The 22365-nt window shown below is 65.7% G+C and carries 16 protein-coding genes; 5 read left to right on the forward strand and 11 right to left on the reverse strand.

Annotated features, from left to right (window positions below):
* Window positions 1-128 precede the first annotated feature (128 nt).
* A complete protein-coding gene (locus tag HN018_RS11730) occupies window positions 129-2708 on the reverse strand; it encodes a cation:proton antiporter (protein WP_171835563.1) in 2580 nt (859 codons plus the stop codon).
* 309 nt (window positions 2709-3017) lie between these two features.
* On the opposite strand from HN018_RS11730, the gene HN018_RS11735 reads away from it, so the two are divergent.
* Both HN018_RS11735 and HN018_RS11740 read left to right on the forward strand, forming a co-directional pair.
* A complete protein-coding gene (locus HN018_RS11735; protein ID WP_171835564.1) occupies window positions 3018-3929 on the forward strand; it encodes an alpha/beta hydrolase in 912 nt (303 codons plus the stop codon).
* A 72-nt stretch (window positions 3930-4001) separates the two neighbouring features.
* On the forward strand, window positions 4002-4940 hold the full coding sequence (locus HN018_RS11740; RefSeq protein ID WP_171835565.1) for an isopenicillin N synthase family dioxygenase: 939 nt from the start codon (window positions 4002-4004) through the stop codon (window positions 4938-4940).
* On the opposite strand, the gene HN018_RS11745 is transcribed toward HN018_RS11740, so the two are convergent.
* The 9 genes from HN018_RS11745 to HN018_RS11785 all read right to left on the reverse strand — a co-directional run bounded on the left by HN018_RS11745 (window position 4925) and on the right by HN018_RS11785 (window position 15413).
* Window positions 4925-5554 carry a thiamine phosphate synthase gene (locus HN018_RS11745; RefSeq protein WP_171835566.1) on the reverse strand — a complete coding sequence of 210 codons (630 nt, stop codon included), beginning with the start codon at window positions 5552-5554 and terminating at the stop codon, window positions 4925-4927. The two genes, HN018_RS11740 and HN018_RS11745, sit on opposite strands and share 16 nt — an antisense overlap.
* Before the next feature lie 10 nt (window positions 5555-5564).
* Complete coding sequence (locus HN018_RS11750; protein WP_171835567.1) at window positions 5565-6335, reverse strand: thiazole synthase; 771 nt, start codon at window positions 6333-6335, stop codon at window positions 5565-5567.
* Between the two features lie 3 nt (window positions 6336-6338).
* Complete coding sequence (gene thiS, locus HN018_RS11755) at window positions 6339-6536, reverse strand: sulfur carrier protein ThiS (protein WP_171835568.1); 198 nt, start codon at window positions 6534-6536, stop codon at window positions 6339-6341.
* Entirely contained in the window at window positions 6533-7531 is a 999-nt protein-coding gene (locus HN018_RS11760) for an FAD-dependent oxidoreductase (protein ID WP_171835569.1), read from the reverse strand. The genes thiS and HN018_RS11760 overlap by 4 nt, the downstream gene beginning before the upstream one ends.
* Window positions 7528-10548 (reverse strand): rhamnan synthesis F family protein, encoded by a 3021-nt coding sequence (locus HN018_RS11765; RefSeq protein ID WP_239479293.1) that lies wholly within the window; start codon window positions 10546-10548, stop codon window positions 7528-7530. The genes HN018_RS11760 and HN018_RS11765 overlap by 4 nt, the downstream gene beginning before the upstream one ends.
* 87 nt (window positions 10549-10635) lie before the next feature.
* Entirely contained in the window at window positions 10636-11484 is an 849-nt protein-coding gene (gene fdhD, locus HN018_RS11770; RefSeq protein WP_171835571.1) for a formate dehydrogenase accessory sulfurtransferase FdhD, read from the reverse strand.
* Between the two features lie 289 nt (window positions 11485-11773).
* A complete protein-coding gene (gene glmS, locus HN018_RS11775; protein WP_171835572.1) occupies window positions 11774-13597 on the reverse strand; it encodes a glutamine--fructose-6-phosphate transaminase (isomerizing) in 1824 nt (607 codons plus the stop codon).
* Window positions 13597-14946, reverse strand: coding sequence for a bifunctional UDP-N-acetylglucosamine diphosphorylase/glucosamine-1-phosphate N-acetyltransferase GlmU (gene glmU / locus HN018_RS11780; protein WP_408886715.1), 1350 nt, complete (start codon window positions 14944-14946; stop codon window positions 13597-13599). The genes glmS and glmU overlap by 1 nt, the downstream gene beginning before the upstream one ends.
* 74 nt (window positions 14947-15020) lie before the next feature.
* The gene (locus HN018_RS11785) at window positions 15021-15413 is read right to left on the reverse strand and encodes a hypothetical protein (protein ID WP_171835573.1); all 393 of its coding nucleotides are present in this window, start codon (window positions 15411-15413) and stop codon (window positions 15021-15023) included.
* A gap of 729 nt (window positions 15414-16142) precedes the next feature.
* Between HN018_RS11785 and HN018_RS11790 the strand changes: the two genes are divergently transcribed.
* Complete coding sequence (locus HN018_RS11790) at window positions 16143-17732, forward strand: putative bifunctional diguanylate cyclase/phosphodiesterase (RefSeq protein ID WP_204259516.1); 1590 nt, start codon at window positions 16143-16145, stop codon at window positions 17730-17732.
* Between the two features lie 433 nt (window positions 17733-18165).
* Here HN018_RS11790 and HN018_RS11795 read toward each other — a convergent pair whose 3' ends face one another.
* Window positions 18166-18834: an HAD-IA family hydrolase gene (locus HN018_RS11795; protein ID WP_171835575.1), complete on the reverse strand. Its 669-nt coding sequence runs from the start codon at window positions 18832-18834 to the stop codon at window positions 18166-18168.
* A gap of 681 nt (window positions 18835-19515) precedes the next feature.
* Between HN018_RS11795 and HN018_RS11800 the strand changes: the two genes are divergently transcribed.
* Both HN018_RS11800 and HN018_RS11805 read left to right on the forward strand, forming a co-directional pair.
* Window positions 19516-20493, forward strand: a complete 978-nt coding sequence (locus HN018_RS11800; protein ID WP_171835576.1) for an ABC transporter substrate-binding protein — start codon at window positions 19516-19518, stop codon at window positions 20491-20493.
* Between the two features lie 209 nt (window positions 20494-20702).
* Window positions 20703-21989, forward strand: coding sequence for a leucine-rich repeat-containing protein kinase family protein (locus HN018_RS11805; protein WP_171835577.1), 1287 nt, complete (start codon window positions 20703-20705; stop codon window positions 21987-21989).
* Window positions 21990-22365: the final 376 nt, after the last annotated feature.

The raw sequence follows: 22365 nt of genomic DNA on the forward strand, positions 1-22365 counted from the left end.
CGGCCGGCACTCGCAATTACGTCCAGCCGACGGTGAGCACATGATGGATTCCTGGCCCTGGGCCGGAAGGTCGCCGGCCCAAGAAACAAGCGCGACCGTCACGATACGAGCGACAGCAACGACCCTCGCTAACGACCCTGCGCGAACGAGGCGTCTTCCAGTTCATCGGCAGGTTCAGCTGCGTGAAGATCCACGCCGCTCGGCGCGGCCAGCAAGAGCACCTGTTCCGGCTCGCCCATCCGCGCCCGTCTGAGACGTTCCAGGTTCTTCACGACGATCGGGTGCTCGTCGACCAGCCGCCGGAAGTCGCGTGCACCGATCGCCAGCAGATGGCCGAACCCGAGCGAGCGGATAGACTCTCTCATCCTGCCGCCGGCGAGCAGATCTTCCGCACCCAGCACCGCCCCGGGACCGTAATGGATGTCGTGTTCGGCGACATGGCTTTCGAACTGCCCCGCACTGACGAAATAGACCGTGCCGACCCTGTGCCCGCGCTTGAGCACGCGCTCTGCAGGTGCGGTGAAATGAATCGCCAGCGTCATCGCCAGATCGTGCAGCACCGCTTCCGGCACCCCGTTCAGCGCGGGTACCGACTTCACCCGGTTTTCGATCCCGCTCTTCAGGTTGAATCTCAGCCGGCGCTCCAGCCTGTGGCGCCGGCGCTCGATGTCGCGATGCAGCTCGGTATGCAGTTCGTCGCTGATCAGGCTTTCGCCCAGCAGCTCGTCATATTCCTCGCTTTCGAGCCTGAGCGCGATCTGGCGCAGCATCCGGCTCTCGAGCGCCTCGGTGTAGCCCTGATAGTGCAGCCGCATGGTGCCGATCGCTTCCTCGAGCAGCTTCTGCTGCCGGTCGAGCACCTCGGACACGATATCGGCCAGCCGTGTGCCCAGGGTCGGCTCGACCCGGCGTCGCATGAACCGCGTCAGCGACAGCGACACCAGATGCGCGATCATCAGCATCTCGAAGCGTTCCATCATGCAATACATGAGCGGCGCATCGAGCCGCAGCCAGCGGTGCACGAACTGGGCCGCCCTGAACCGCAGCGATGGGCTCAGCCGGCGGCGTACCGCACGAACGTAGCCGAACCGGCCCTCGAGCCGGGCGCCGTCGATCATCGCCTCGGCGGTGCGCAACAGCGTCTCCATCACCCGGCGCGAAATGCCGCGGATGCGGAACAGGTCGAGCAGGATCGAGCGTTCCTGGTTGGCGATGGTCAGCAGGGCGAGCGTCACGCGCTGGCGGTCGCCGAGGGCGGTATCGAAGGTGTTGGCGGCACGCTCTTCCTCGATGCGCCGGTCCAGCCCCTCGATGACGTGCCGCGTGGCCTGCGGCGGGAAGCCGAACTCGCCGGCGATCCGCCTGGTGCGGTTTCGCACCTCGCCCAGGCCGATCCCGAGCACCTGGTGACGCTGTGCCATGTCGATCGGGGAGAGCTGGTCGAGCTTCAGCGCCACGACCAGGTAGCGGAGCGTGGTCCCGTTCAGGAACAGGGTGAACAGCACGAAGCCGGTGGCGATCATGCCGATGAAATGCGCGACCTCGGTGCTGACATGGGTGTTCTCGGTCACCGCCAGGGCGAGTGCCAGGGTGATCGCGCCACGCAGTCCGCCCCAGACCATGGTCACCTTGAAGGGCGTCGGCACCGGCGGCGACAGCCTCGTCGCGGCCAGGATCGGCAGCAGTCCGAAGATGACAGCGGCCCGTGCCAAGGTGCCGGCCGCGACGGTGATGGCGATCAGCACCACGTCCCAGCCGTTCATCCCGATCAACAGCCGCGGCACCAGCATCGAGGCCAGGATGAACACCAGCGAGCCGGCCCAGAACACCAGCTGCTCCCAGAGCTCCTCCAGGAAGCGCCAGGTGTGCGGCCTCAGCGTCGACGGCCCATAGACGGAGAAGGTCAGCCCGGCCGCCGCGGTCGCCACCACGCCAGACAGGCCGATCCGATCGCAGACGATGTAGGCGACGTACGGCAGCGCGATGGTGAGGGTGATTTCGCCGGCCGGCGTTCCACCAAGCCAGGCGATCATGGTCAGGGTCAGTCGCCCGAGCACCATGCCGACGATCAGCGCACCACCGAACGAGATGATGAAATCCAGGACGGCGGACCCGACCGAGATTTCCTGATGGCTGATCACCGCCGGCAGCAGGATGCCGAAGATCGAGATGGCTGCGGCATCGTTCAGCAGCGCCTCGCCTTCCACGAGGCGCGTGAGGCGGGTGGCGGCGCCGATCTCGCGAAAGATCCCGGCGACCGCACTCGGGTCGGTATTGGCGACGATGGCACCGAGCGTCAGGCACACCACCAGCGGCATCCCGGCGAACGGATAGAGCGCGAAGCCGATCGCCGCGGTGGTCACCACGACCGCGACGACCGCCAGCAGCAGGACCGTCGCCGCCTCGTGCGCCAGTCGCCGGACGTCGATTGCCAGCGCGCCCTGGAACACCAGGATCGGCAGGAAGATCAGCAGGAACGCCTCGCTGTCGACCGGGAAGTCGAGCAGCGTGCGGGCGGCGCCGTTGAACACGTCGGTGAACGGACTTCGCAGAAGGACGTCGGCGGTGCCGCCCAGCAGGATACCGACCACGGCCAGCAGCACGGTCTCCGGAAGCTGCAGCCGGCGCGCCACCGGCTGCACCGCGGTGACCAGGACAAGCAGCAGGGCGATTGCCAGGAGGACCGCCGGCAAACCTGTCATCATCATGTTCAAGCCCCCGCCTCAGACGGTTGCATGGTGCCACATCCATGCGATCAATGCATGGCGACCTCGTCCTGACTGCAACCAAAGCACGCGTGGTTGTACCCGGGTTAGTCGCTCCCGATCGGTTTCCGGCTTGCTCGCTACGCGACAGCACCCCGACGTAGACGGTCACCAAAAATCGCTGCAGCCCCGATGCCCGGCTAACCGCGCCTCTGCCTGCCCAAGGAATGGAGGGTGCACGCACCTCATCGTAGCGTCGCAGTCCCGCACGTCTCCGTCAGGTTGCGGAACAGACAGGATCAAGGCGTGGTCATGCGGTCGACATCGGGGAATTCCATCACGCCGATTGCCGCCTCACGGCTCTCCTCGCTGCTGTTCGCAGCGACCGCGACCACCGCACTGGCTGCCTGCGCCACGACCACGCCGCCTGCCGACCTGACCGGCAAGGCCGACACCGACATGGTTCGCGTGCTCGCCGCCTACCAGAAACTCGGCGCCATGCGGGTGGCGACGCTCACCGTTGAGCAGGCTCGCATGCAGCCGACTCCCGGCCAGGCCGCAATGGCGGTCCAGCAGCAGACCCAGGGCAACTTGGACAAGCTGCCGGTGGCCAAGGTCTTAAGATGGCTGCTGACCAATGCCGGCAAGATCGGCGCCGACCCGAAGCGGATCGCGCTGGCCGGCGAGAGTGCCGGTGGCAACCTCGCCATCGACACCGCGATCTGGGCCCGTGACAGCCATCTGCCGGCACCGGTCGCGCAGCTGCTGGTCTATCCGGTGGTCGGCACCGACCTGAACACCCCGTCCTACATGGAAACCGCCGACGCGATCCCACTGAACAGGGCGGCGATCGAATGGTATGTCGCGCATACCACCAACGGCCCGACCGATCTCGCCGACAAGCGCCTGAATATCATCGGCGAGGCCGACCTGCATGGCCTGGCGCCGACCACCATCGTCTCGGCGGAGATCGATCCGCTGCGCTCCGAGGGCGAGATGCTGGCAAGGAAAATGAAGGCAGCCCGCGTCGACGTGCAACAACGGACCTTCCCCGGCGTGACGCACGAGTTCTTCGGCATGGGATCGGTGGTCGGACAGGCCAATCTTGCGGAAACTTTCGCCAACAGCCGGCTGGCGGCGGCCTTCGTGCTGCCGGTTTCGCCCGGCACGAATGTCGCGACACCGGTTCATCATCGTCGCCACCATCATCACAAGGCGGACTGACCCGGCAAGCTCCATCACGGATGGATCAGGAATGCCTTGAGTGGAGACGCTCAGGGTCGTCATGATGGGTTCATGATGACAGTCCTGCCGATCGTCGATATCTCCGGCCTGTTCTCCGAAGCGCTGGAGGATCGGCGACGGGTCGGCGAGGATCTCGGTGCCGCCTGTCGCGGCACCGGTTTTTTCTACCTGACCGGCCATGGCATTCCACCGCCACTGGTCGCCAACGTGTTCGAAGCCGCCGCAACGTTCTTCGCTCTGGACGAGACCCGGAAGCACGCCCTGGCGATGCGCCGGATGCGCAACAATCGTGGCTACTTCGAGGTCGCCGAGGAACAGCTCGATCCAAACGCCCCGCCCGACCGTAAGGAGGGCTTCAATATCGGTCTCGAATTGCTGCCGGCGGACCCGGAGTTCGACAAGCCGTTCCGGGGTGAGAATGCCTGGCCGGACCTGCCGGGCTGGCGCACCCTCATGCTGGATTATTTCGATCGATGCTGGGCTCTCGGGCGCGTGCTGCATCGCGGCTTCAGCCTCGATCTCGGCCTCGACGAGATGTTCTTCGAGGACAAGCTCGATGCGCCGATCGCGACCCTGAGGCTGCTGCGCTATCCGCCGGCCGCCGCCGCGGGCAGCCCGGACGGCGCACCCGGCGCCGGCGAACATACCGACTACGGCAACGTGACGATCCTCGCGGTGGATGGCGTTGCCGGCCTGCAGTTGCAGACCCGGAGCGGCGACTGGATCGACGCGCCGAGTATCCCGGATGCGTTCATCTGCAACATCGGCGACTGCCTGATGCGCTGGACCAACGATGTCTATGTTTCGACGCCGCATCGCGTCGCGGTGCCGAAGCAGGAGCGCAAGTCGATCGCGTTCTTCCTCGATCCGAATCCGGATGCGGTGGTGGTGCCGGTGCTTGGCGGCGAGGAGGCGCTGCGTCGCTATCCGCCAACCACCGGCGCCGCGTATCTGCGTTCCCGGCTGGACCCGACCTACAAGACGGCCTGAGCGACGGCCTTGTCGGTCGCCACGATCCAGTCGCGCGCCCTGCCCTCCGGATCGGCATTCGCCAGCACGTCGGACACCACCGCGACAGCATCCGCGCCCGCCTCGATGCAGGACGGCGCACGCTCCAGGGTGATCCCGCCGATTGCCACCAGCGGTGTGTCGCCGAGCCGTCGCTTCCAGCCGGCGATGCGCTCGAGCCCTTGCGGTGCCCAGGGCATTTTCTTCAGTGTCGTCGGCCAGACCGGGCCAAGCGCCACGTAATCGGGATCGACCGAGAGCGCACGGTCGAGTTCCTCGTCCGAGTGGGTGCTGACGCCGAGCCTAATCCCGGCGCGAGCGATCGCACCGAGGTCGGCCTCGTCGAGATCCTCCTGGCCGAGATGGATGAAGTCGACCTGTTCCTCGATCGCCGCCTGCCAGTGGTCGTTCAGCACCAGGCACGCACCCTGCGCCGCGCATGCCTCGCGTGCGATCCGAAGCTCGCCGCGCACGAACGGTCCGTCCGGCTGCTTGATCCGGAGCTGGATCAGCCTGGCTCCCGCGTCGACCAGCCGCCTGACCCAAACGGCGCTGTCGACGACCGGATAGAAGCGGCTCGGCAACCCGGTCTTCATGCCAAAGGCCTCATGCGAGCATCGCCTGGCCGAGCACCGGGGTCGACGGGCTCGCCATGTCGCGCGGCTCCATCGGATCGGCCAGCCTTGCCGCATACCCGGCTTCCACCGCGAGGCGGAACGCGTGCGCCATCGCCGCCGGGTCGCCGGCCTGGGCGACGGCGGTGTTGATCAGCACCGCGTCGTAGCCGAGTTCCATCGCGGCGGCGGCATGCGACGGCAGCCCGATGCCGGCATCCACCACCAGCGGCACATCCGGGAAATGCGCCCGCATCGCCCGGAGCCCGAACGGGTTGTTCAGCCCCTTGCCCGAGCCGATCGGCGCACCCCACGGCATCAGCACTTCGCAACCGGCCCGAAGCAGGCGCTCGGCCACCACGAGATCCTCGGTGGTGTAGGGAAACACCTTGAACCCGTCATCGGTCAGGATGCGCGCCGCCTCGACCAGGCCGAACACGTCCGGCGCCAGCGTATCGCCCTCGCCGATCACCTCGAGTTTCACCCAGTCCGTGGCGAACACCTCGCGGGCCATCTGAGCGGTCGTCACCGCTTCGCGCACCGAGTGGCAGCCCGCGGTGTTCGGCAGCACCCTCACGCCCAGGCCCTGGATCAGCGTCCAGAACGCCTGGCCCGCCCGCATCCCGGCGGACTCGCGCCGGAGCGAAACCGTCACGAGCTCGGTGCCCGAGGCCCGTACCGCATCGGCGAGGACGTCCGGCGACGGATACAGGGCAGTACCCAGCAGCAGCCTGGAGTGCAGCGCAGTTCCATAGACCAGCATCGGCTAGCCTCCCTTCATCGGCGCCAGTATCTCGATGGCGCTGTTCTCGTCGAGGCGGCAGATGCCGCGCGCGGACGCAGGCACGAAATCGCCATCGACGGCTGTCGCTACAAGTGCCGCGCTGTAGCCGAGTTCGACCAGGGCGGCGTCCAGGGTCGTGGACGCGACCTCGCGTCGCTCGCCGTTGACCAGTATTTTCATGCGTTCCCCGTCGCTCGCGGCATCAGCATATCCGCGATCTCCCCCGCCAGCACCGGGGCCAGCAGGAAGCCGTGCCGGTACATGCCGTTCATGCAGATGGTGCCGCCCTCCCGGACCAGCCGCGGCATGTTGTCGCCGAACGAGGGTCGCAGGTCGGCGGCGATCTCGAGGATTTCCGCCTCCGCAAACGCCGGATGCAAGGCGAACGCGGCACTCATCAATTCCATCATCGACCGCAGCCTCGGTGGCCCTCGTTCCTCGCTTTCGAGCATCGTCGCGCCGACCATGAAGATGCGAGTCCCCTCCTCGTCATCCTTGGTATCGCGTGGAACGATGTAGAGCGGGAACCGCGGATGCAGCAGGCGCACCGGCCGGTTGAGCATGATGCCACGCCCGCGCAACAGCAGCATCTCGCCACGCACGCCGCGCAGCCCGGGCAGCACCGTGCGGGCCCCGACACCACGGCAATCGACGATGTGGTCGAACCGACCCGCCGGCCTCTCCGGCTGGTCCAGCACCACGCGCCCACCGAGAGCCTCGAGCCGATGCACCAGTGCAGGCAGCGCCACCCGAGGATCGAGATGCGCCTCGCCCGGGTAGAACAGCCCGCGCGCGAAGCGGCCCTGCAGATCGGGCTCCAGCGCATCGATCCCTGCACGGTCGAGCGTCTCATGGCCGGTGGTGCGCCGGGCAAAGCGCGCCAGTTCGGCACCGTCCCGCGACAAGGCCAGCACCAGGCTGCCGGCGGTTCGCGTTTCCGGCACCCTGGCGCGCCACCAGTCCAGCGACGGCATCGACCGCTCGGTGAACCCGGCCGGTGCGGTTTCCGCCTCGCACCAGGGGCTGAGCATGCCGCCCGCCTTCCACGACGCACCGGACCCGATCCGCGAGCCTGCTTCGACCAGTGTCACCGCGGCGCCGCGTTCCGCCAGGGTCACCGCAGCTGCCAGCCCGGCGACGCCGCCGCCCCGCACCAGGATCGCGGGAACGTTCATGCCGGTGGCGAGGGCGGCGTCGGCGACGGGGGGATCCCCAGGTGGCTGAACACCGCGATCTCGCCGTTGCCGCAGAAATCGTCCTCGACCGCCAGGCTCGCCACCAGCTCTGACGACAGCTTGAGGCGCCCGTCGCGCACGGCCTGCAGCATCGAAGTCGCCGCTTCCGGGCGAAACGGCAAATCCAGCAGATCCGGGCCATAGGTCCGCATCAGCGTCAGCGCATACGCTTCGGCCCCCTGGTACAGGCGCTCCAGCGTGGCGAACTGTTTCTGCGACTGTCCGTCGTGCCGGAACACCGGTGCGTGGTCCTCGTCATAGCCGATCACCTGGCCATGCGGCGCGGTCAGGAACGCCTCCAGCATCAACCCATAGCCGCCGGTGAAGCTCCCGACGTCGCCTTCCGCGAACGCGCCGAACGCGTGCCCGCCAAGCCGGCGCACCTGCGCGGCAGCCTCGGAGACGCCCATATAGAGACCGACCAAGGGCTGTCCGAGGACGCCCTGGATCGCCGACTGCATTGTGCCGCTGTAGCCGACATCGACAAACCCCGCGCGTATGCCGGGCGTCATGCCGCTCGCTCGCGCATAGGCGGTGAACGCCTCCGCCGCATGCCGTCCATGTGCCACGATCCGCTCGCGCATGAGCTCCATCATGCAGCGCACGAGGTCGTTGTCGCGCGGCAGGGAAATCATCGTGTGCTGCAGGCCGAACGTCTCTTCGGCGGCGAAGCCGAAGCGCGCCAGGAAGAATGCGCTCAACGATCCGTTGAAGCCGGCGCCGGCCAGCACCGCATCGGGGTCGAGCCCCGCACCCTGCGCAGCTGCAAGAGCCGCCCGGCGGGAACAATGGAAATACGTGGCGGGCGGCAGATCGTCGCGTCTGCCGGCGCTGCGCACGGCATCGTACAGCCGCTTCAGGAAATAGCCCTCGCGTGCCACGAAGAACAACCGATCGAGATGCCGCGTGGTGGGATGGCGCGCGAGCCAGCCGACAAACGCGAACATCAGCGGTCCTAGCAGCACCGCGCCCGCCTGCTCGGGCTGCACGACCGGGCCGGTCGAGCCCGGAGCGATGTAGGGCGAATTGAACAGCTGCGCCGCCAGCGGCCCGAGCAGGATGTCATCGCCCAGCGGGCGCGTGCCGTCCGAGCCTGGCACGGTTCCAAGCCCGTACAGGTCGAACAAAGATGCCGGACTCATGACATGGAAATGCCTGATCCCGGCATCGGCGGTCTTCTGGATGTCGGACTGCTCGTTGTCGCCGATATGCAGCAGGCGTCCGGGGCCCGCATCCTCGGCCGCCGCTACGGCCAGCCAGAGATCTCCGCGATCCTTGCGCGCACGCCGTTCCGACGAAAGATAGACCGCGTCGGCTAGTTCGCCGATCCCGTGCTGCGCGAGTAACGTGTCGAGCACGCGTCGCGGCAGGTAGCTGTCGCTGGTCAGGATGACCCGCCGGCCGGCCTGCCGAGCGAACCGCAGGGAGGCGAGCACGATCTCTCGCGGCAGCAACAGCCGCAGGTCGAGCACCACTTCCTGGTGCTGCACGAAGTCGATCGCCGCCTCGCTCCAGCCCGGCGGCACCAGGGTACGGAAGCGCGCATGGATCTCGTCGAGATCGACGTCGCCGATCCAATCGCGGTCCGCGCGCGCGGCATGCTCCGCAGCCTGCCGATGCAGCCCGTAATTGTCGGCGCCCGGAAATCGTCGCGCAGCCTGGAAGGCGATGAAGCGATGCGCGGCGTCCGGTGCCAGGCATTCCCGGGTCAGCAGCGTGTCGAAGATGTCGAACGACACGGTATCGACATGGTTGAAGGTGTCCAGCAGCCCGTCATGCGATGCCGCCACATACTGCTCCAGATTGCGACTGCCCCAGCCCGGCCGGTACAGGCCATGCCGATAATCGAGCTCGCCGAACCCGTAGCCCGCATCGGCGGCAACCAGCACGATGCTGCGCTCGATCGCATGCATCACGGTGCCATCGATCTGCCCATGCTCGGGCGGGAAATCGTCCAGCACCCAGTCATGATCCAGAAGCTTGGCGATGGCACTCGTTCGCGCCCAGAACATGCCGCCGATCGGGTAGTCGAACATGCCGCGTGGTACGGAGATCTTCAGACCGAGCCGATCGAACAAAGGCTGCGCCAGATGCCGGTTCGACAGCCAGTTGTAGCCCCAATACCGCATCTCCTCGCCCGGGCATGCGGTCAGTACGCCGAGTTTCGGGTCGGCGATGAAGCGTTCGATGATCCCGCTGACGACCGGGCCCGCGGGCAGCAGCGTACGCAGCAACGATTGCCGCCATCCGGCGAGCTCGCCGCCGCCGTATAGCGACTTCTTGGTATGCAGGTGCAGCACCAGGTCATGGCTCATGACCGCATCGCGAAAGCCGATCAGGAACGGCCCGAAATTACGGCCGCGGTTGGGGCCGACGCGTACCAGCAGCTCGGCATCGAGCGATGCCGCCTGGAAGACGCTACGGATGCTGGCGGCTTTTTCTTCCTCGTCGGTGGTGACGAGCAGGCTGAAGCGATAGGGCATCATCGCCAGTGCCCTGCAGATCTCGTAGAACAGCTCGGCATAGAATACATGCACGACGACTGCGATCCGCGGCCGGGCCGATGGCATCGCCAGCGACGGCTGCGGCGTGACCGGCCGCTCCAGCGGATTCCAGCCCGTATCCTGCAGCACCGAGATCGACGGCAGGCCCGCCGCATGGCCTGACTCGAGGTAATGGACCAGCGGGTCGTCGACACCGGGTTGCAGCTGCCAGGCCCGCCGCAGATAGGCACGTGCGTCGAACAAGGGTCCGGGCGAGGCCAGTGCCGCGACACCATGCGACCGGTAGTGATCGAGTGGTGCCAGGTCGCTGGCGGCTGCCGAGGGCATATGCCGGCGATACCATTCGCCATCGAACAGGCCGGATGTTTCCAGCAAAATCCGTCGCGCCACGACCGCCGCACGCCGCGCCTGCCCCGCTTCCAGGGCATCGTCCGGGACCGGTATTCCATCCACTCTGGTCAAGGCGCGATCCGGTGAGTCATGGCGCCGATCCTACCACCCCGCCTCGCCGGCGTTAACCGCCAGGCGCCGCGCCTGATATCAGGCCACCACGCGGTGCCGGCCGCTGCAGAGTTCGAAGCCGTCATCGCGCGCGACGGCGATCAAGGTGATCCCGGCCTGCTCAGCCATGCGCAGTGCGAGCGCGGTCGGCGCCGAGACGGCCGCCAGCATCGGCGCCCCCATAATGGCCGCCTTCTGCACCAATTCGACCGAGATGCGGCTGGTCATTACCAGGATCCCCTGGGCGAGATCGGTGCGCCTGGCCGCCAGCGCGCCGTGCAGCTTGTCGAGCGCGTTGTGCCGGCCGACATCCTCGCGGACCGCGACCAGCCCATCCGCCTCGGTCCAGAAACCGGCCGCATGCACCGCGTGGGTCCGGCGATTCAGCGCCTGCGCCGGCCGCAGCGACGCCACGGCCTCCTGCACCTGGCTCGCCGTGTAGCGTCGCCCCTCCGGCACAGGTCGTAGCGGCCGCAGTGCCGCATCGAGGCTTTCCAGCCCGCACAGGCCGCAGCCGGTCGGACCGGCGATATGCCGGCGGCGCCGGTCGAGCCCTCGCATCCGCTCCTCGCCGATCCAGAGCCTCAGTTCGACGCCGCGCGGCGGCTCGCCCTCGGCGCCCGGCACCGTGAACAGTTCCAACTCCTCGATCTCGTCCGGGCTCCGCACGATCTCCTCGGACAGGCTGAAGCCGAGCGCGAAATCCTCCAGGTCGAGCGGGCTGGCCATCATCACGGCGTGCGAGACGCGGTTGTAGGAGAGTGCCACCGGCATCTCCTCGGGGATTTCGCGTTCGCCCTGAACGAATGACCCCTCAAGCCAGGCCAGCCGCTCGATGATGCGTGTCGCCGGATGTGCGGCCGACGATTGCGGGTCTCGGTCTTCCATTGGTGGCCTGTCCTCCCGATCTGCAGCGCGGCACGGCGATAGCTGGAAGCGTTCGAGGTTCGAAACAATGCCGGTACGAAATATCGCGATTACGGCGGCAGAGGCCGCAACGCACGACCGATAGAGAGCGAGCCCGTCACTTGTCTGCAGCTACTTGCCGAAACAGGATGGCGGCGCGCCGGACCGGTCGTCGCGAATTCGGCGTGCGCGATGCGATCGACCAGCCCACCCGAACGGTGCTCGTCGCGCCCTGATCAGTCCTAGTCCTATGATCGGGAGTTTGCGGCCGCTACTCGACGGTGACCGACTTCGCGAGATTGCGCGGCTGGTCGACGTCGGTGCCCTTCAGCAGTGCCACCTCGTAGGCCAGCATCTGCACGGCGATGCTGTGCAGGATCGGCGCGGTGAAGCCGTGCACTTCCGGCAGCACCACCAGCCGCTCGGCGATTTTCCCCATCCGCGCCGCGCCGGCCGGGTCGGTGAACACCAGCAGCCGGCCACCGCGTGCCTGGGCTTCCTGCAGGTTGGACGCGGTTTTCTCGAACAACGGCCCGGACGGCGCGCTGGCGACCACCGGCACGCTCTTGTCGATCAGCGCGATCGGCCCGTGCTTCATCTCGCCGGCGGCATAGGCCTCGGCGTGGATGTAGCTGATCTCCTTCAGCTTCAACGCACCTTCGAGTGCGACCGGGAAATGCGAACCGCGGCCGAGATACAGCACGTCGCGCGCTTCCGCGATGATAGCAGCGGCAGCGCGGATATCATCCCCAAGCCCGAACAGCTCGACAGCGCGGCTCGGCAGGTCGAGCAGCGCCTGCACCAGCTCCATTTCCCGCGCCTCGCCGATCACCCCGCGGGCCCGGCCGATGGCGATCGCCAGGCAGGCCAGGACCGAGAGCTGGGCGGTGAAGGCCTTGGTGCTGGCGACGCAGATTTCCGGGCCGGCGATTGTGTCCAGCACGATGTCGCTCTCACGCGCCATGGTGCTTTCCGGCACGTTCAGGATCGACATGACGTGCTGTCCGCCGGCTCGCAGCGAACGGAGTGCCGCCAGCGTATCCGCGGTCTCGCCGGACTGGCTGATCATCAGGCCGAGCCCGCCTTTGCTCAACGGCGGCTCGCGGTAGCGCAGTTCGCTGGCAACGTCCGCATCGACCGGAATGCGCGCCTCCGCTTCCAGCCAGTAGCGTCCGATCAGCCCGGCATAGAAGGCCGATCCGCAGGCGGTGACGGTGATGCGCGGTATCGTGGCGAGGTCGAACGGCAGCTCCGGGAGTACGACACGACGGGTTGCCGGGTCGATCATCCGCTGCAGGGTCTGGCCGATCACCAGCGGGTGCTCGTGCAACTCCTTGTCCATGTAGTGGCGATAGCCGTCCTTGCCGATCGCATCGGCGGCCAGGGCGCTCAGCCGGATCTGGCGAACCACCGCGTTGCCGTCCATGTCGAAGAACTCGGCACCGTCGCGGGACACCACCGCCCAGTCGCCATCCGCCAGATAGGCGATCCGCCTTGTCAGCGGCGACAGGGCCAGGCTGTCCGAGCCCAGGAACATCTCGTTGTCGCCGAAGCCGACGGCCAGCGGCGCGCCATGACGGGCGCCGATCATCAGTTCCCGGTGCCCGGCGAAGATCATCGCCAGCGCGTAGGCGCCATGCAGCCGCTTCAGGCAGGCATGGGCCGCCTCGCGCGGCGCCATGCCCTGCTTCAGATTGAGGTCGACCAGTTGCGCCACCGTCTCGGTGTCGGTGTCGGTAGTGAATACCTGACCCTGCAGCTCGAGCTCGGCGCGCAGTTCCGCGTGGTTCTCGATGATGCCGTTATGCACAATGGACACGCGCTCGGTGCCGTGCGGATGCGCGTTGCCCTCGGTCGGCGCGCCATGCGTCGCCCAGCGCGTATGGCCGATCCCGGTCACCCCCGGCAGGCCGCGCAGTTCCAGCACCCGGCCGAGATTGTCCAGCTTGCCCTCGGCCCGCCGCCGCTCGATGTGGCCGTTTACCAGCGTGGCGATCCCGGCCGAATCATAGCCGCGATATTCCAGCCGGCGCAGTGCCTCGAACAGTAGCGGGGTGGCTTCACGCACACCGACGACGCCGACGATGCCGCACATCAGCGCTTCTCCTTCCTGATCCGGGCCCGCAGTTCGATCGCTCGGTCCGCCCGGGTTTCCTGCCGGGCACGCCCGAAGGCCAGCCCGTCCGCCGGGACGCTGCTGGTGATGGAGCTGCCGGCAGCCACGAACGCCCGGTCGCCGAGCGACAACGGCGCCACCAGGGTCGAGTTCGAGCCGACGAACACGTCCTCGCCTATGATGGTTCGGTGCTTCGACACACCGTCATAGTTGCAGGTGATGGTGCCGGCGCCGACATTGGATCGTGCCCCGATCGTCGCGTCGCCGAGGTAGGCCAGGTGATTGGCCTTGGCGCCGGCGCCCAGATGGGTCCCCTTGAGCTCGACGAAGTTGCCGACATGAGCGGCGGCATCGACCTGCGTCCCGGGACGCAGCCGGGCAAACGGCCCGATCATCGCACGCTCGCCGATGAACGCGCCTTCGAGATGGCTGAAGGCCCGGATCTCGGTACCATCGCCGACCGTCACGCCCGGGCCGAACACCACGTTCGGATGCACCGTCACATCGCGCCCGAGGATCGTGTCGGCGGAGAAGAATACCGTCTCCGGCGCCACCAGGGTCGCACCGTTCGCCATCGCCCGCAGGCGCAGGCGGCGCTGGATGACGGCTTCCGCCTCCGCCAGCTCGGCGCGCGAGTTGATGCCCCGAAGCTCCTCTTCCGGCGCCTCGACGTAGCGCACCTGCGCGCCCTCGGAGGCGGCCAGGGCCACGACATCGGTCAGGTAGTACTCGTGGTTGGCATTCTCGTTGCGCACCTGAGCCAGCCAGCCAGCAAAGCGTCTGGCCTCGGCGCACAGCACGCCGGCGTTGCAGAGCCCGATCGACCTCTGCTCCGGGCTTGCGTCGGCCCACTCCACGATACGATCCACCGTCTCGCCGCCCTCGCCGTCCGGCCTGGTCACCAGCCGGCCGTATCGTGCCGGATCGGCGGGGCGCATTGCCAGCAAGGCCAGACCGGTCCCGGTCGTACGCCTGGTTGCGAGCAGGCGCTCGAGAGTGCTCTGGGTGATCAGCGGGTTGTCGGCATAAAGGACCGCGACGTCGCCCTCGCCGAACAGGCCGGCCGCCTGCATCGCCGCGTGCGCGGTGCCAAGCCGCTCGGCCTGGACCACTACCGTATGCGGCCTGGCCGCCTTCTCCAGCGCCTCCATGCCGGGTCCGACGACCACGATGATCCGGTCGAACACCGCGCTGCAGCTCTCGATCAGGTGCTGGAGCATCGGCCGGCCGGCCAGCGGATGCTGGGCCTTCGGCAGGGAGGATTTCATGCGGGTGCCGAGGCCCGCTGCGAGCAGAACGGCGGTAGCGGGCTTGCGATCGGACATCATCAGTGGCGGTAGCGGTCCTACGGGATCGCTGTCAAACCCGGCCGCCGCCTTCGCACATCAACAACAGTTTCGGATTACTGCGCGCCGCCGGTCGCGGCCTCCCTCCGTCCAGGCTCGTCGCCGATCTGCTCGGCGGCGCGAACAGGATGCTGAAGCGGCTTTTGCCTGCTCGGGGCACCGGCTCCGAGCTTCGGCCGTTGGCCGCCAGCGGGCGCTTGGCCCCGGTTCAGCACCTCCACCACCAACGGCGCGCCGCAGGCGGATCCGGCGATCGCCAGAAGACCGGGGATCATCCGGCGCATGCAGCCGACGTCTCCGGGCGCTCTGGGATCGCCGGCATGTCGCAGGACCCCAACGCATGCCGACTGCCGATCAGGGGTCTGCACCGACTGGCCGGTTGCCGTGGCACGCGCGCTGCTGGCGGCACTCAGGATCGGCGTGGTGTTTGCCACGATCGACGCTGGCAACGGCCTCACCTCCTGGAGCTCGACCCATCGCATATGCCGGCAGTGATCGCAGCGGCACGGCATGGCCGATCACTACACCCACGGCGCAGGAGCGCAGCGTGTCGGCTTCCGAGGTTTGTTTGAGGTTGGGGCTACGGAGTCCCAAAATCGGCCTCGCCGGCAAACTGAACGTTCAAAATATTGCACAAGTAATCGATATGGCGCGCAATCTCTTTATCCAGACACCATCGGTAACGTATTCTTTATGACTTGCTGTATATAGTGATTAGATTACGAACGAGCGAGGTAAGGCCGGCAAGCATGTTGATGCGACGATTTGCACTAATCAAGGCCCTGCTGGCCATACCATCCGATAACCCGGCCCTCGCTTCATCCCAGTTAATTGCGTTCCAGAAACAGATCCCGGCGCTCTACTGCATCTTGATAGCCAGTACACTTCTGCTTGCCGCAACGCACTTTCGTTGCGCGCCTCCGATGCTTTCGATCTATATTCCGGTTTCCGGTAGCGCACTGTGTGTAATCAGAATTGTCGTATGGCGACTTCGGCCAGGAACCACGCCTTCCGATAAGCAGGCAGTTTCACAACTGCGTTCATGTCTGAGGCTTTCCGTCTTTTTTGGCATAACATTTACAACCTGGTCGCTGAGCCTTTTTCCTTACGGAGATTCCTATCAGCAGTTTCACGTCATCTTCTACATGGCGATCACAGTCATAAGCTGCATCTTCTGCATGATGCACATGCGCAGCGCGGCATTGCTGCTGACAGTCATCGTCATCGTCCCGTTTGTTATCTTTTTCTGCCTGACGGGGAATCCGGTTTTCGTGGCGATCGCGTTGAACGTGCTGTTGGTGAGTGGCGGGATGATCTTCATACTGCTGCGCAACTACGCTGACTTTTCAGCCTTGATCCGTTCGCAAGGTGAATTGGTCCTGCGTCAGGTCGAGACGGAGCGGCTGAGCGACGAGAACCTGAGCCTGGCGAACCTTGATAGCCTGACCGGCCTGCCGAACCGGCGACGGTTCTTGTCGATCCTCGATCAGGTTCTGGCCGAGGCGAAGCACGGCCATACCCGCTTCGCCATCGCGCTGTTCGACCTCGATGGTTTCAAGGCGGTCAACGATGTCTATGGCCACCCGCAAGGCGACCTGCTGCTGAAGGAAGTCGGCGACCGGCTCCGGTGCATCACCAGCCCATCGGTCACACTCGCCCGGATCGGGGGGGACGAGTTCGGGGCGATCCTGGCCGGCAATCCGAACGACGACGAGATCCTGGAGTTCGGCAGCCGGCTCTGTGTGTTGCTCCAGGGTCCCTATCTCGGCCCTAACATCATGGCCGAGGTCGCTGGCTCCGCCGGCCTGGTCGCATACCCGGACGGGGCGGCGACGGCGCAACAGCTTTTCGAGCGGGCCGACTACGCGCTCTATACCGCCAAACAGCAGAGATGCGGCCGGGCGATCATCTTCTCGCACGACCACGAGACCCGCATTCGCGAGACCAGCCGGATCGAGCAGGCCTTGCGGCACTCCAATCTCGGCAACGAGATGTGGGTGGCTTTCCAACCGATACGCGATCTCGAAAACGCGCGGACGATCGGCTACGAGGCGCTGGCGCGCTGGCAAAGCCCCACACTTGGCGCGATCGATCCGGACGTATTCATCCCGATCGCGGAGCACGCACATCAGATCGGCCGGCTTACCGAAATCCTGTTGACCAAGGCATTGAAGACGGCTGCTTCCTGGCCGGAACCGTTCTGCATATCGTTCAACCTGTCGGCGCTCGATCTGGTCTCGCGCGAGACGATGGAATCGGTCCGGCAGATCGTTGTGGCGAGTGGCGTATTGCCCGAGCGTATCGAGTTCGAGGTCACCGAGACCGCGGTCATGCGTGATTTCGACTTGGCCTCGGAAGCAATCGCAAGATTGCGTCAGCTCGGCATGCGGATTGCCCTCGATGATTTCGGCACCGGCTTCTCAAGCCTCAGCCACGTGCACCGATTAAAACCAGACAAGATCAAGATCGACCGGAGCTTCGTGAGGGATATCGAGGTGAACGCGGCCTCGCGAGACATCATCAGGACGATCATCGACATGTCCCGAAACCTCGGCCTTGCCTGCGTCGTGGAAGGTGTCGAAACTGAGGCCCAGCTGTCGATCCTTCGTTCGCTGGGCTGCCATCTGATCCAGGGTTATCTGTTCGGACGGCCGATGAACGAAGCCGCGGTAAACCAGCATATTGCCGCCGGCGCCCGGCTGCCGGGCCGACGGGCCTATCCGCCAAAGGTTGGTTCATTCCCCATCGGGGTGTCGCGTCACCTCTGAATATCCCCGGGAGTGGAGTGATAGCGCAGCTCGGACCTGACGAAATGCCGAGTAGCAGGGTCGCTTTTGTCGGCGCCGAAGACCGCTTTGACTGTGCCAGCTTGCGGACCCGCAATGGCGCCACTGAAGAGCGCCTGAACGCACGCGGCGACGCTGACGGCGCGGCATCGACAGCAACCCGCGCCGCCGGCAGCCCAACCGCGCGGCCGCCCGACCCACCTGCTTGAGGAACCGGCGGAGCAGCGGATCTGGGTGCGGCAGGCCGGTCGTACTCCCTTACCGACCCCACCTAGCCACAAAGGTTCGGCGACTCGGTCCATCCACAGTTTCTGTGGATAACCCTGTGGGCGACGCGGCGATTGATCCACAAGCACCCGAAAATGGCTGGCCGATCTTCGGAGTCGAGGCTGACGACGGTCCAGTCGGCCTCCGATCAGTCGAACCTCAGCCGCAACGGGTGGTTTGGCGAAGGCTGCTCGAGCCTCACCGCGTCGAGATCCGGGACCCAGTCCCACGCTTCCAGCTCGGCGCCGGTCAGCGTCGTCGCCAGCGCCAGCACGCGCCCGCCGGCGGCGCGGCCTGCCTCCAGACCGGCCGGAGCATCCTCCACCACCAGGCACGTCTCAGGCGCGAAGCCCAACTCCCGTGCCGCCTGGAGATAGCCTTGCGGGTCGGGCTTGCCAGCTGTGACATCCTCTGCGGCGATCACCAGACTGGGCACCATCAGACCGGCGAGCCTGAGCCGCAACAGCGCCAGTTCCCGTGCGGCCGAGGTCACCACCGCCACCCGCCCAGGCGGCAGCGATGCCATTAGCCTCTGCGCGCCGGGGATGGGGATGATACCGTCCTGCTCGACCATCTCAGCGTCCAGCATCCACCTGTTCTCCCCGGCATGGTCCACGCCGGATGGCGCGAACCGGGCGATGGTGTCGAACGCACGCCGCCCATGCGACACGGCCAGCAGAGCCGGAAAATCGAGCCCATGCCGCGCGGCCCAGCGACGCCATACGCGCTCCACGGCAGCCGTGGAGTCGACCAACGTACCGTCCATGTCGAACAACACCGCCGACACATCCATCGTGTGGCCGTTCTGAACCCGCATGATAATTCCTTCTGTTGACCTGATGTCGCTCGAGCAAGGCGCAAGTGCGCCAGCTACCTGATCTGTTTAACCGCGCCATCATCCGTGCGGCAATGAAGCATGCCGATCGAGCAGGTCCGCGGATCGAATCATCGATCGCCTGTGGACTGCTGCCGCCCAGGCTCCGGGTCGATAGATTGACCCCACCGCTGGGTCGCTCGTTCTGGAATAGTCCTGGTGCGTAAGGGGTATGACTGCGCGACATCATCCGATCTTGCCTGATTACAGATTAGACTTTGGGGGAAGCCGCCGGCATTTATGTCATTTCATGTATTGTCATTGTCCAAATGCGGGCTGAACAGCACTTCGAGAGTCCGCGCGGGGTAGCTCTCCGCTGCAGAGCATGCTGAACACAGCCGAGGTTTCGCAGCGTCGACGCTACGATAATGCTGTCGCTCGGTCATCAACACACGGGTCAGCGAGATGCAAAGTAGCTTGCTATCGGTTCTGGTATTGTTCCGGAATGAAAACTTGAAGCTCGGTCGAGAGGTGTCTTTAATTGTCCCAAATTTCTATTGCACCGCACAATGGCATAACGACATTGACATGTACAGCTGTTAGCCAATACGGATGCTGCACAAGGGCGCAATAGACGCTCGTATGTGAACTTTGTTGACAAGAATTAAGCCACGAGGAAACACCATGGCCTGTCGCTATCACCCGCTGGTTTTGCACGCACTCTGCTTCGCCGTGGCTGCAAGCGTTGCCGGCCCAGCCTGGGCGGCGGACATCAGGAAGGTCGGCATCACCGTCGGATCGCTTGGAAATCCATATTACGCCGTCACCGACAAGGGCATCGCCGATCAGGCCCGCCTGCTGACGCCCGGTGCACAGGTCAATGCAGTATCGGCCGACTATGACCTGGGCAAGCAGTTCAACCAGATCCAGAACTTCGTGGCGTCCGGCGTGGATATCATCATGCTAAACGCTGTCGATCCGGTCGCGATCGGTCCGGCCATCAAGCATGCGCAAGCGGCGGGAGTGGTAGTGGCCGGTTTCGATGTCGCCGCGAAAGGTGCCGATGTTACCGTCATGACGGATAACGTGCAGGCCGGAGTGGAAGCCTGCCAATACATCGTCGACCATCTGCCCGGGGCCAAGGGAGATGTCGTTATCCTGAATGGTCCGCAGATTTCGGCGATCGTCGATCGCGTTACCGGCTGCAAGAAAGTCTTCGCGGCAAATCCCGGGATTCATATCCTGTCGTCGGACCAGGATGCCTCAGCGTCCCGCGAGGGAGGACTTGCGAAAGGAACTGGGCTGCTCACGCGTTACGCCAGGATAGATGCGATCTTCGCTATCAACGATCCGACGGCGATCGGCATGAACCTGGCGGCCAAACAGCTTCATCGGAACGAGTTCATCATCACGTCAGTCGATGGCTCGCCCGATGTGGCAGGCGAACTCAAGAACGGGACCTCGCTTATCAAGGCGTCTGCCGCGCAGGACCCGTATGGCATGGCCGCGGAGGCCTACCGGCTGGCTGTCGACATAAAGTCCGGCAAGCATGGGTCGGCACCCGTCATCCTGATCAGCCCGACACTCATCACGTCGAGCAATATCGCCTCCTACGTTCCCTGGAACACTAAGCCCCATCCTGTCGCCGGCGCCGGACAATAGATCAGACCTGAACCGACAAGCTCGTGATCGATGTACTGACCCGCCCCCGGGCACAATCGCCTGTCATCGGTTGCTGAAGCGCTTGCAATCGCCCGTCGGCGCAACTTCGTCGTGAGATGCGATTGCCAGCCGCGTATCGGCTTTGTGTTTGTTAGGAGCTCACGGCGATAATCACGCTACAGCAACGTCCAATCGCCGAAGGAGCCACCATGACCACCCTGGACGAGCTGAGCCACGGACGCCTTGCTGGCGCCCGTGAGCTTCGCCTGCGCGGCGGGCTGACCGAATTTCCGCGCGACATCTTCGGTCTGGCCGAGACGCTGGAAGTGCTGGACCTGAGCGACAACGCGCTCGACAGCCTGCCCGACGATTTCAGCCGGCTGACCCGGCTACGGGTGTTGTTCTGCTCCGGTAATCGCTTCACTCGACTGCCGCCGGCTCTGGGCGATTGCCCGGCGCTGACCCAGGTCGGTTTCCGCGCGACCGGCCTCCGCGAGATCCCGGCCGAAGCCTTGCCCGCCGGGCTGCGCTGGCTGACCGTGACCGACAACCAGCTCGAGCTTTTGCCGTCCGCACTCGGTGAGAGACCGGCGCTGCAGAAACTGATGCTGTCGGGCAACCGGCTGCGGCACCTGCCCGACAGCATGGCCGGAGCGGCAGGCCTCGAACTGCTTCGCCTGTCCGCCAATCGCTTCGACGCCTTGCCGGACTGGCTCGCCGATCTGCCCCGACTGGCGTGGCTCGCCTATGCCGGCAATCCCCTCGACCGCCGGATCGGCACGCCCGAACCGGTGCTCGCCCCCTGGTCTAGCCTCGAGCCAGGCATCATGCTTGGCGAAGGGGCATCGGGACATGTGTATCAGGCCACGTGGCGGCCCGATCGGGGCCCCGTGCGCGACGTCGCCCTCAAGCTGTTCAAGGGCGCGATGACGAGCGATGGCCTGCCCGACCGGGAAATCGCGGCCTGCCTGGCTGCCGGCGACCATCCCAATCTGACAGGCGGGCTGGCCCGGCTGACGGGTCATCCGGCGCAGGTCCAGGGCTTGCTGATGCCGCTGCTTCCGCCCAAGTGGCGCGTGCTGGCGGGGCCACCGAGCCTCAAGAGCTGCAGCCGCGACATCTATGATCCATCCTCGTGCTTCGGCGCGGCGACCGTGCACGGGATTGCCATTGGTATCGCGGCCGCCGGGGCGCACCTGCATGAATGCTGCCTGCTGCATGGCGATCTATATGCGCACAACACCTTGTGGGACGGCAGCGTTGGTCATGCCGTGCTGAGCGACTTCGGCGCGGCATCCCTCCTGCCCGATGGCGGGGTGGGACGGGCGATCATGAAGACCGACGTGCTCGCCTGGGGCGTGCTGCTGGGAGAGTTGCTCGATCGCTGTTCGGACCAGCTGACGAAGTTGCGTGATCTGCAGCGTGAGTGCGTGCAGCCTAAGCCCTCTGCACGTCCGGCAATGGCCGACGTGCGCGAAGAGTTGCAAGGGCCATAGAGCTGACGTGGGCGCCCATTCAGAAATGTATCGAAGCCTTAAGGTAGAAAACCCGTAAAAGCGTGTCGTAGGCTGGAGTCAGCGTCGATCACACTCAGCGGCATCAAAATTGGCGTCTTGTCGGCGTACTAGGTCGCCATGATGTCTTCGTGGAAGCGGGCCAGGCCTGCCGGATAGGGAGTGCAGGCCACCCGCTCGCAGGCTCCATCGCCGTCGCGAGCCCTGTTGTGTTTTCGGGTCCGATGTTACCGGGACCGTCATGTCGATGGAACGCTGCAGACCCAGTCGTCGAAACGCGCCTGCGCGGTCAGGCTGTTTAGACATGGCGACGAAAAGCGGGGATTGTCCGACATGCTAAACCTACTGCTCCCTGGCG

This window comes from Lichenicola cladoniae, from assembly GCF_013201075.1.
Taxonomy (GTDB): Bacteria; Pseudomonadota; Alphaproteobacteria; order Acetobacterales; family Acetobacteraceae; genus Lichenicola; species Lichenicola cladoniae.

Coding starts and splice junctions, on each gene's coding strand:
- HN018_RS11745 (WP_171835566.1), bottom strand. CDS start 5,554: ATGAAGACCGGGTTGCCGAGCCGCTTCTATCCGGTCGTCGACAGCGCC.
- thiS (WP_171835568.1), bottom strand. CDS start 6,536: ATGAAAATACTGGTCAACGGCGAGCGACGCGAGGTCGCGTCCACGACC.
- HN018_RS11735 (WP_171835564.1), top strand. CDS start 3,018: ATGCGGTCGACATCGGGGAATTCCATCACGCCGATTGCCGCCTCACGG.
- HN018_RS11795 (WP_171835575.1), bottom strand. CDS start 18,834: ATGCGGGTTCAGAACGGCCACACGATGGATGTGTCGGCGGTGTTGTTC.
- HN018_RS11730 (WP_171835563.1), bottom strand. CDS start 2,708: ATGATGATGACAGGTTTGCCGGCGGTCCTCCTGGCAATCGCCCTGCTG.
- HN018_RS11760 (WP_171835569.1), bottom strand. CDS start 7,531: ATGAACGTTCCCGCGATCCTGGTGCGGGGCGGCGGCGTCGCCGGGCTG.
- HN018_RS11790 (WP_204259516.1), top strand. CDS start 16,143: ATGATGCACATGCGCAGCGCGGCATTGCTGCTGACAGTCATCGTCATC.
- glmS (WP_171835572.1), bottom strand. CDS start 13,597: ATGTGCGGCATCGTCGGCGTCGTCGGTGTGCGTGAAGCCACCCCGCTA.
- glmU (WP_408886715.1), bottom strand. CDS start 14,946: ATGATGTCCGATCGCAAGCCCGCTACCGCCGTTCTGCTCGCAGCGGGC.
- HN018_RS11805 (WP_171835577.1), top strand. CDS start 20,703: ATGACCACCCTGGACGAGCTGAGCCACGGACGCCTTGCTGGCGCCCGT.
- HN018_RS11800 (WP_171835576.1), top strand. CDS start 19,516: ATGGCCTGTCGCTATCACCCGCTGGTTTTGCACGCACTCTGCTTCGCC.
- HN018_RS11750 (WP_171835567.1), bottom strand. CDS start 6,335: ATGCTGGTCTATGGAACTGCGCTGCACTCCAGGCTGCTGCTGGGTACT.
- HN018_RS11740 (WP_171835565.1), top strand. CDS start 4,002: ATGATGACAGTCCTGCCGATCGTCGATATCTCCGGCCTGTTCTCCGAA.
- fdhD (WP_171835571.1), bottom strand. CDS start 11,484: ATGGAAGACCGAGACCCGCAATCGTCGGCCGCACATCCGGCGACACGC.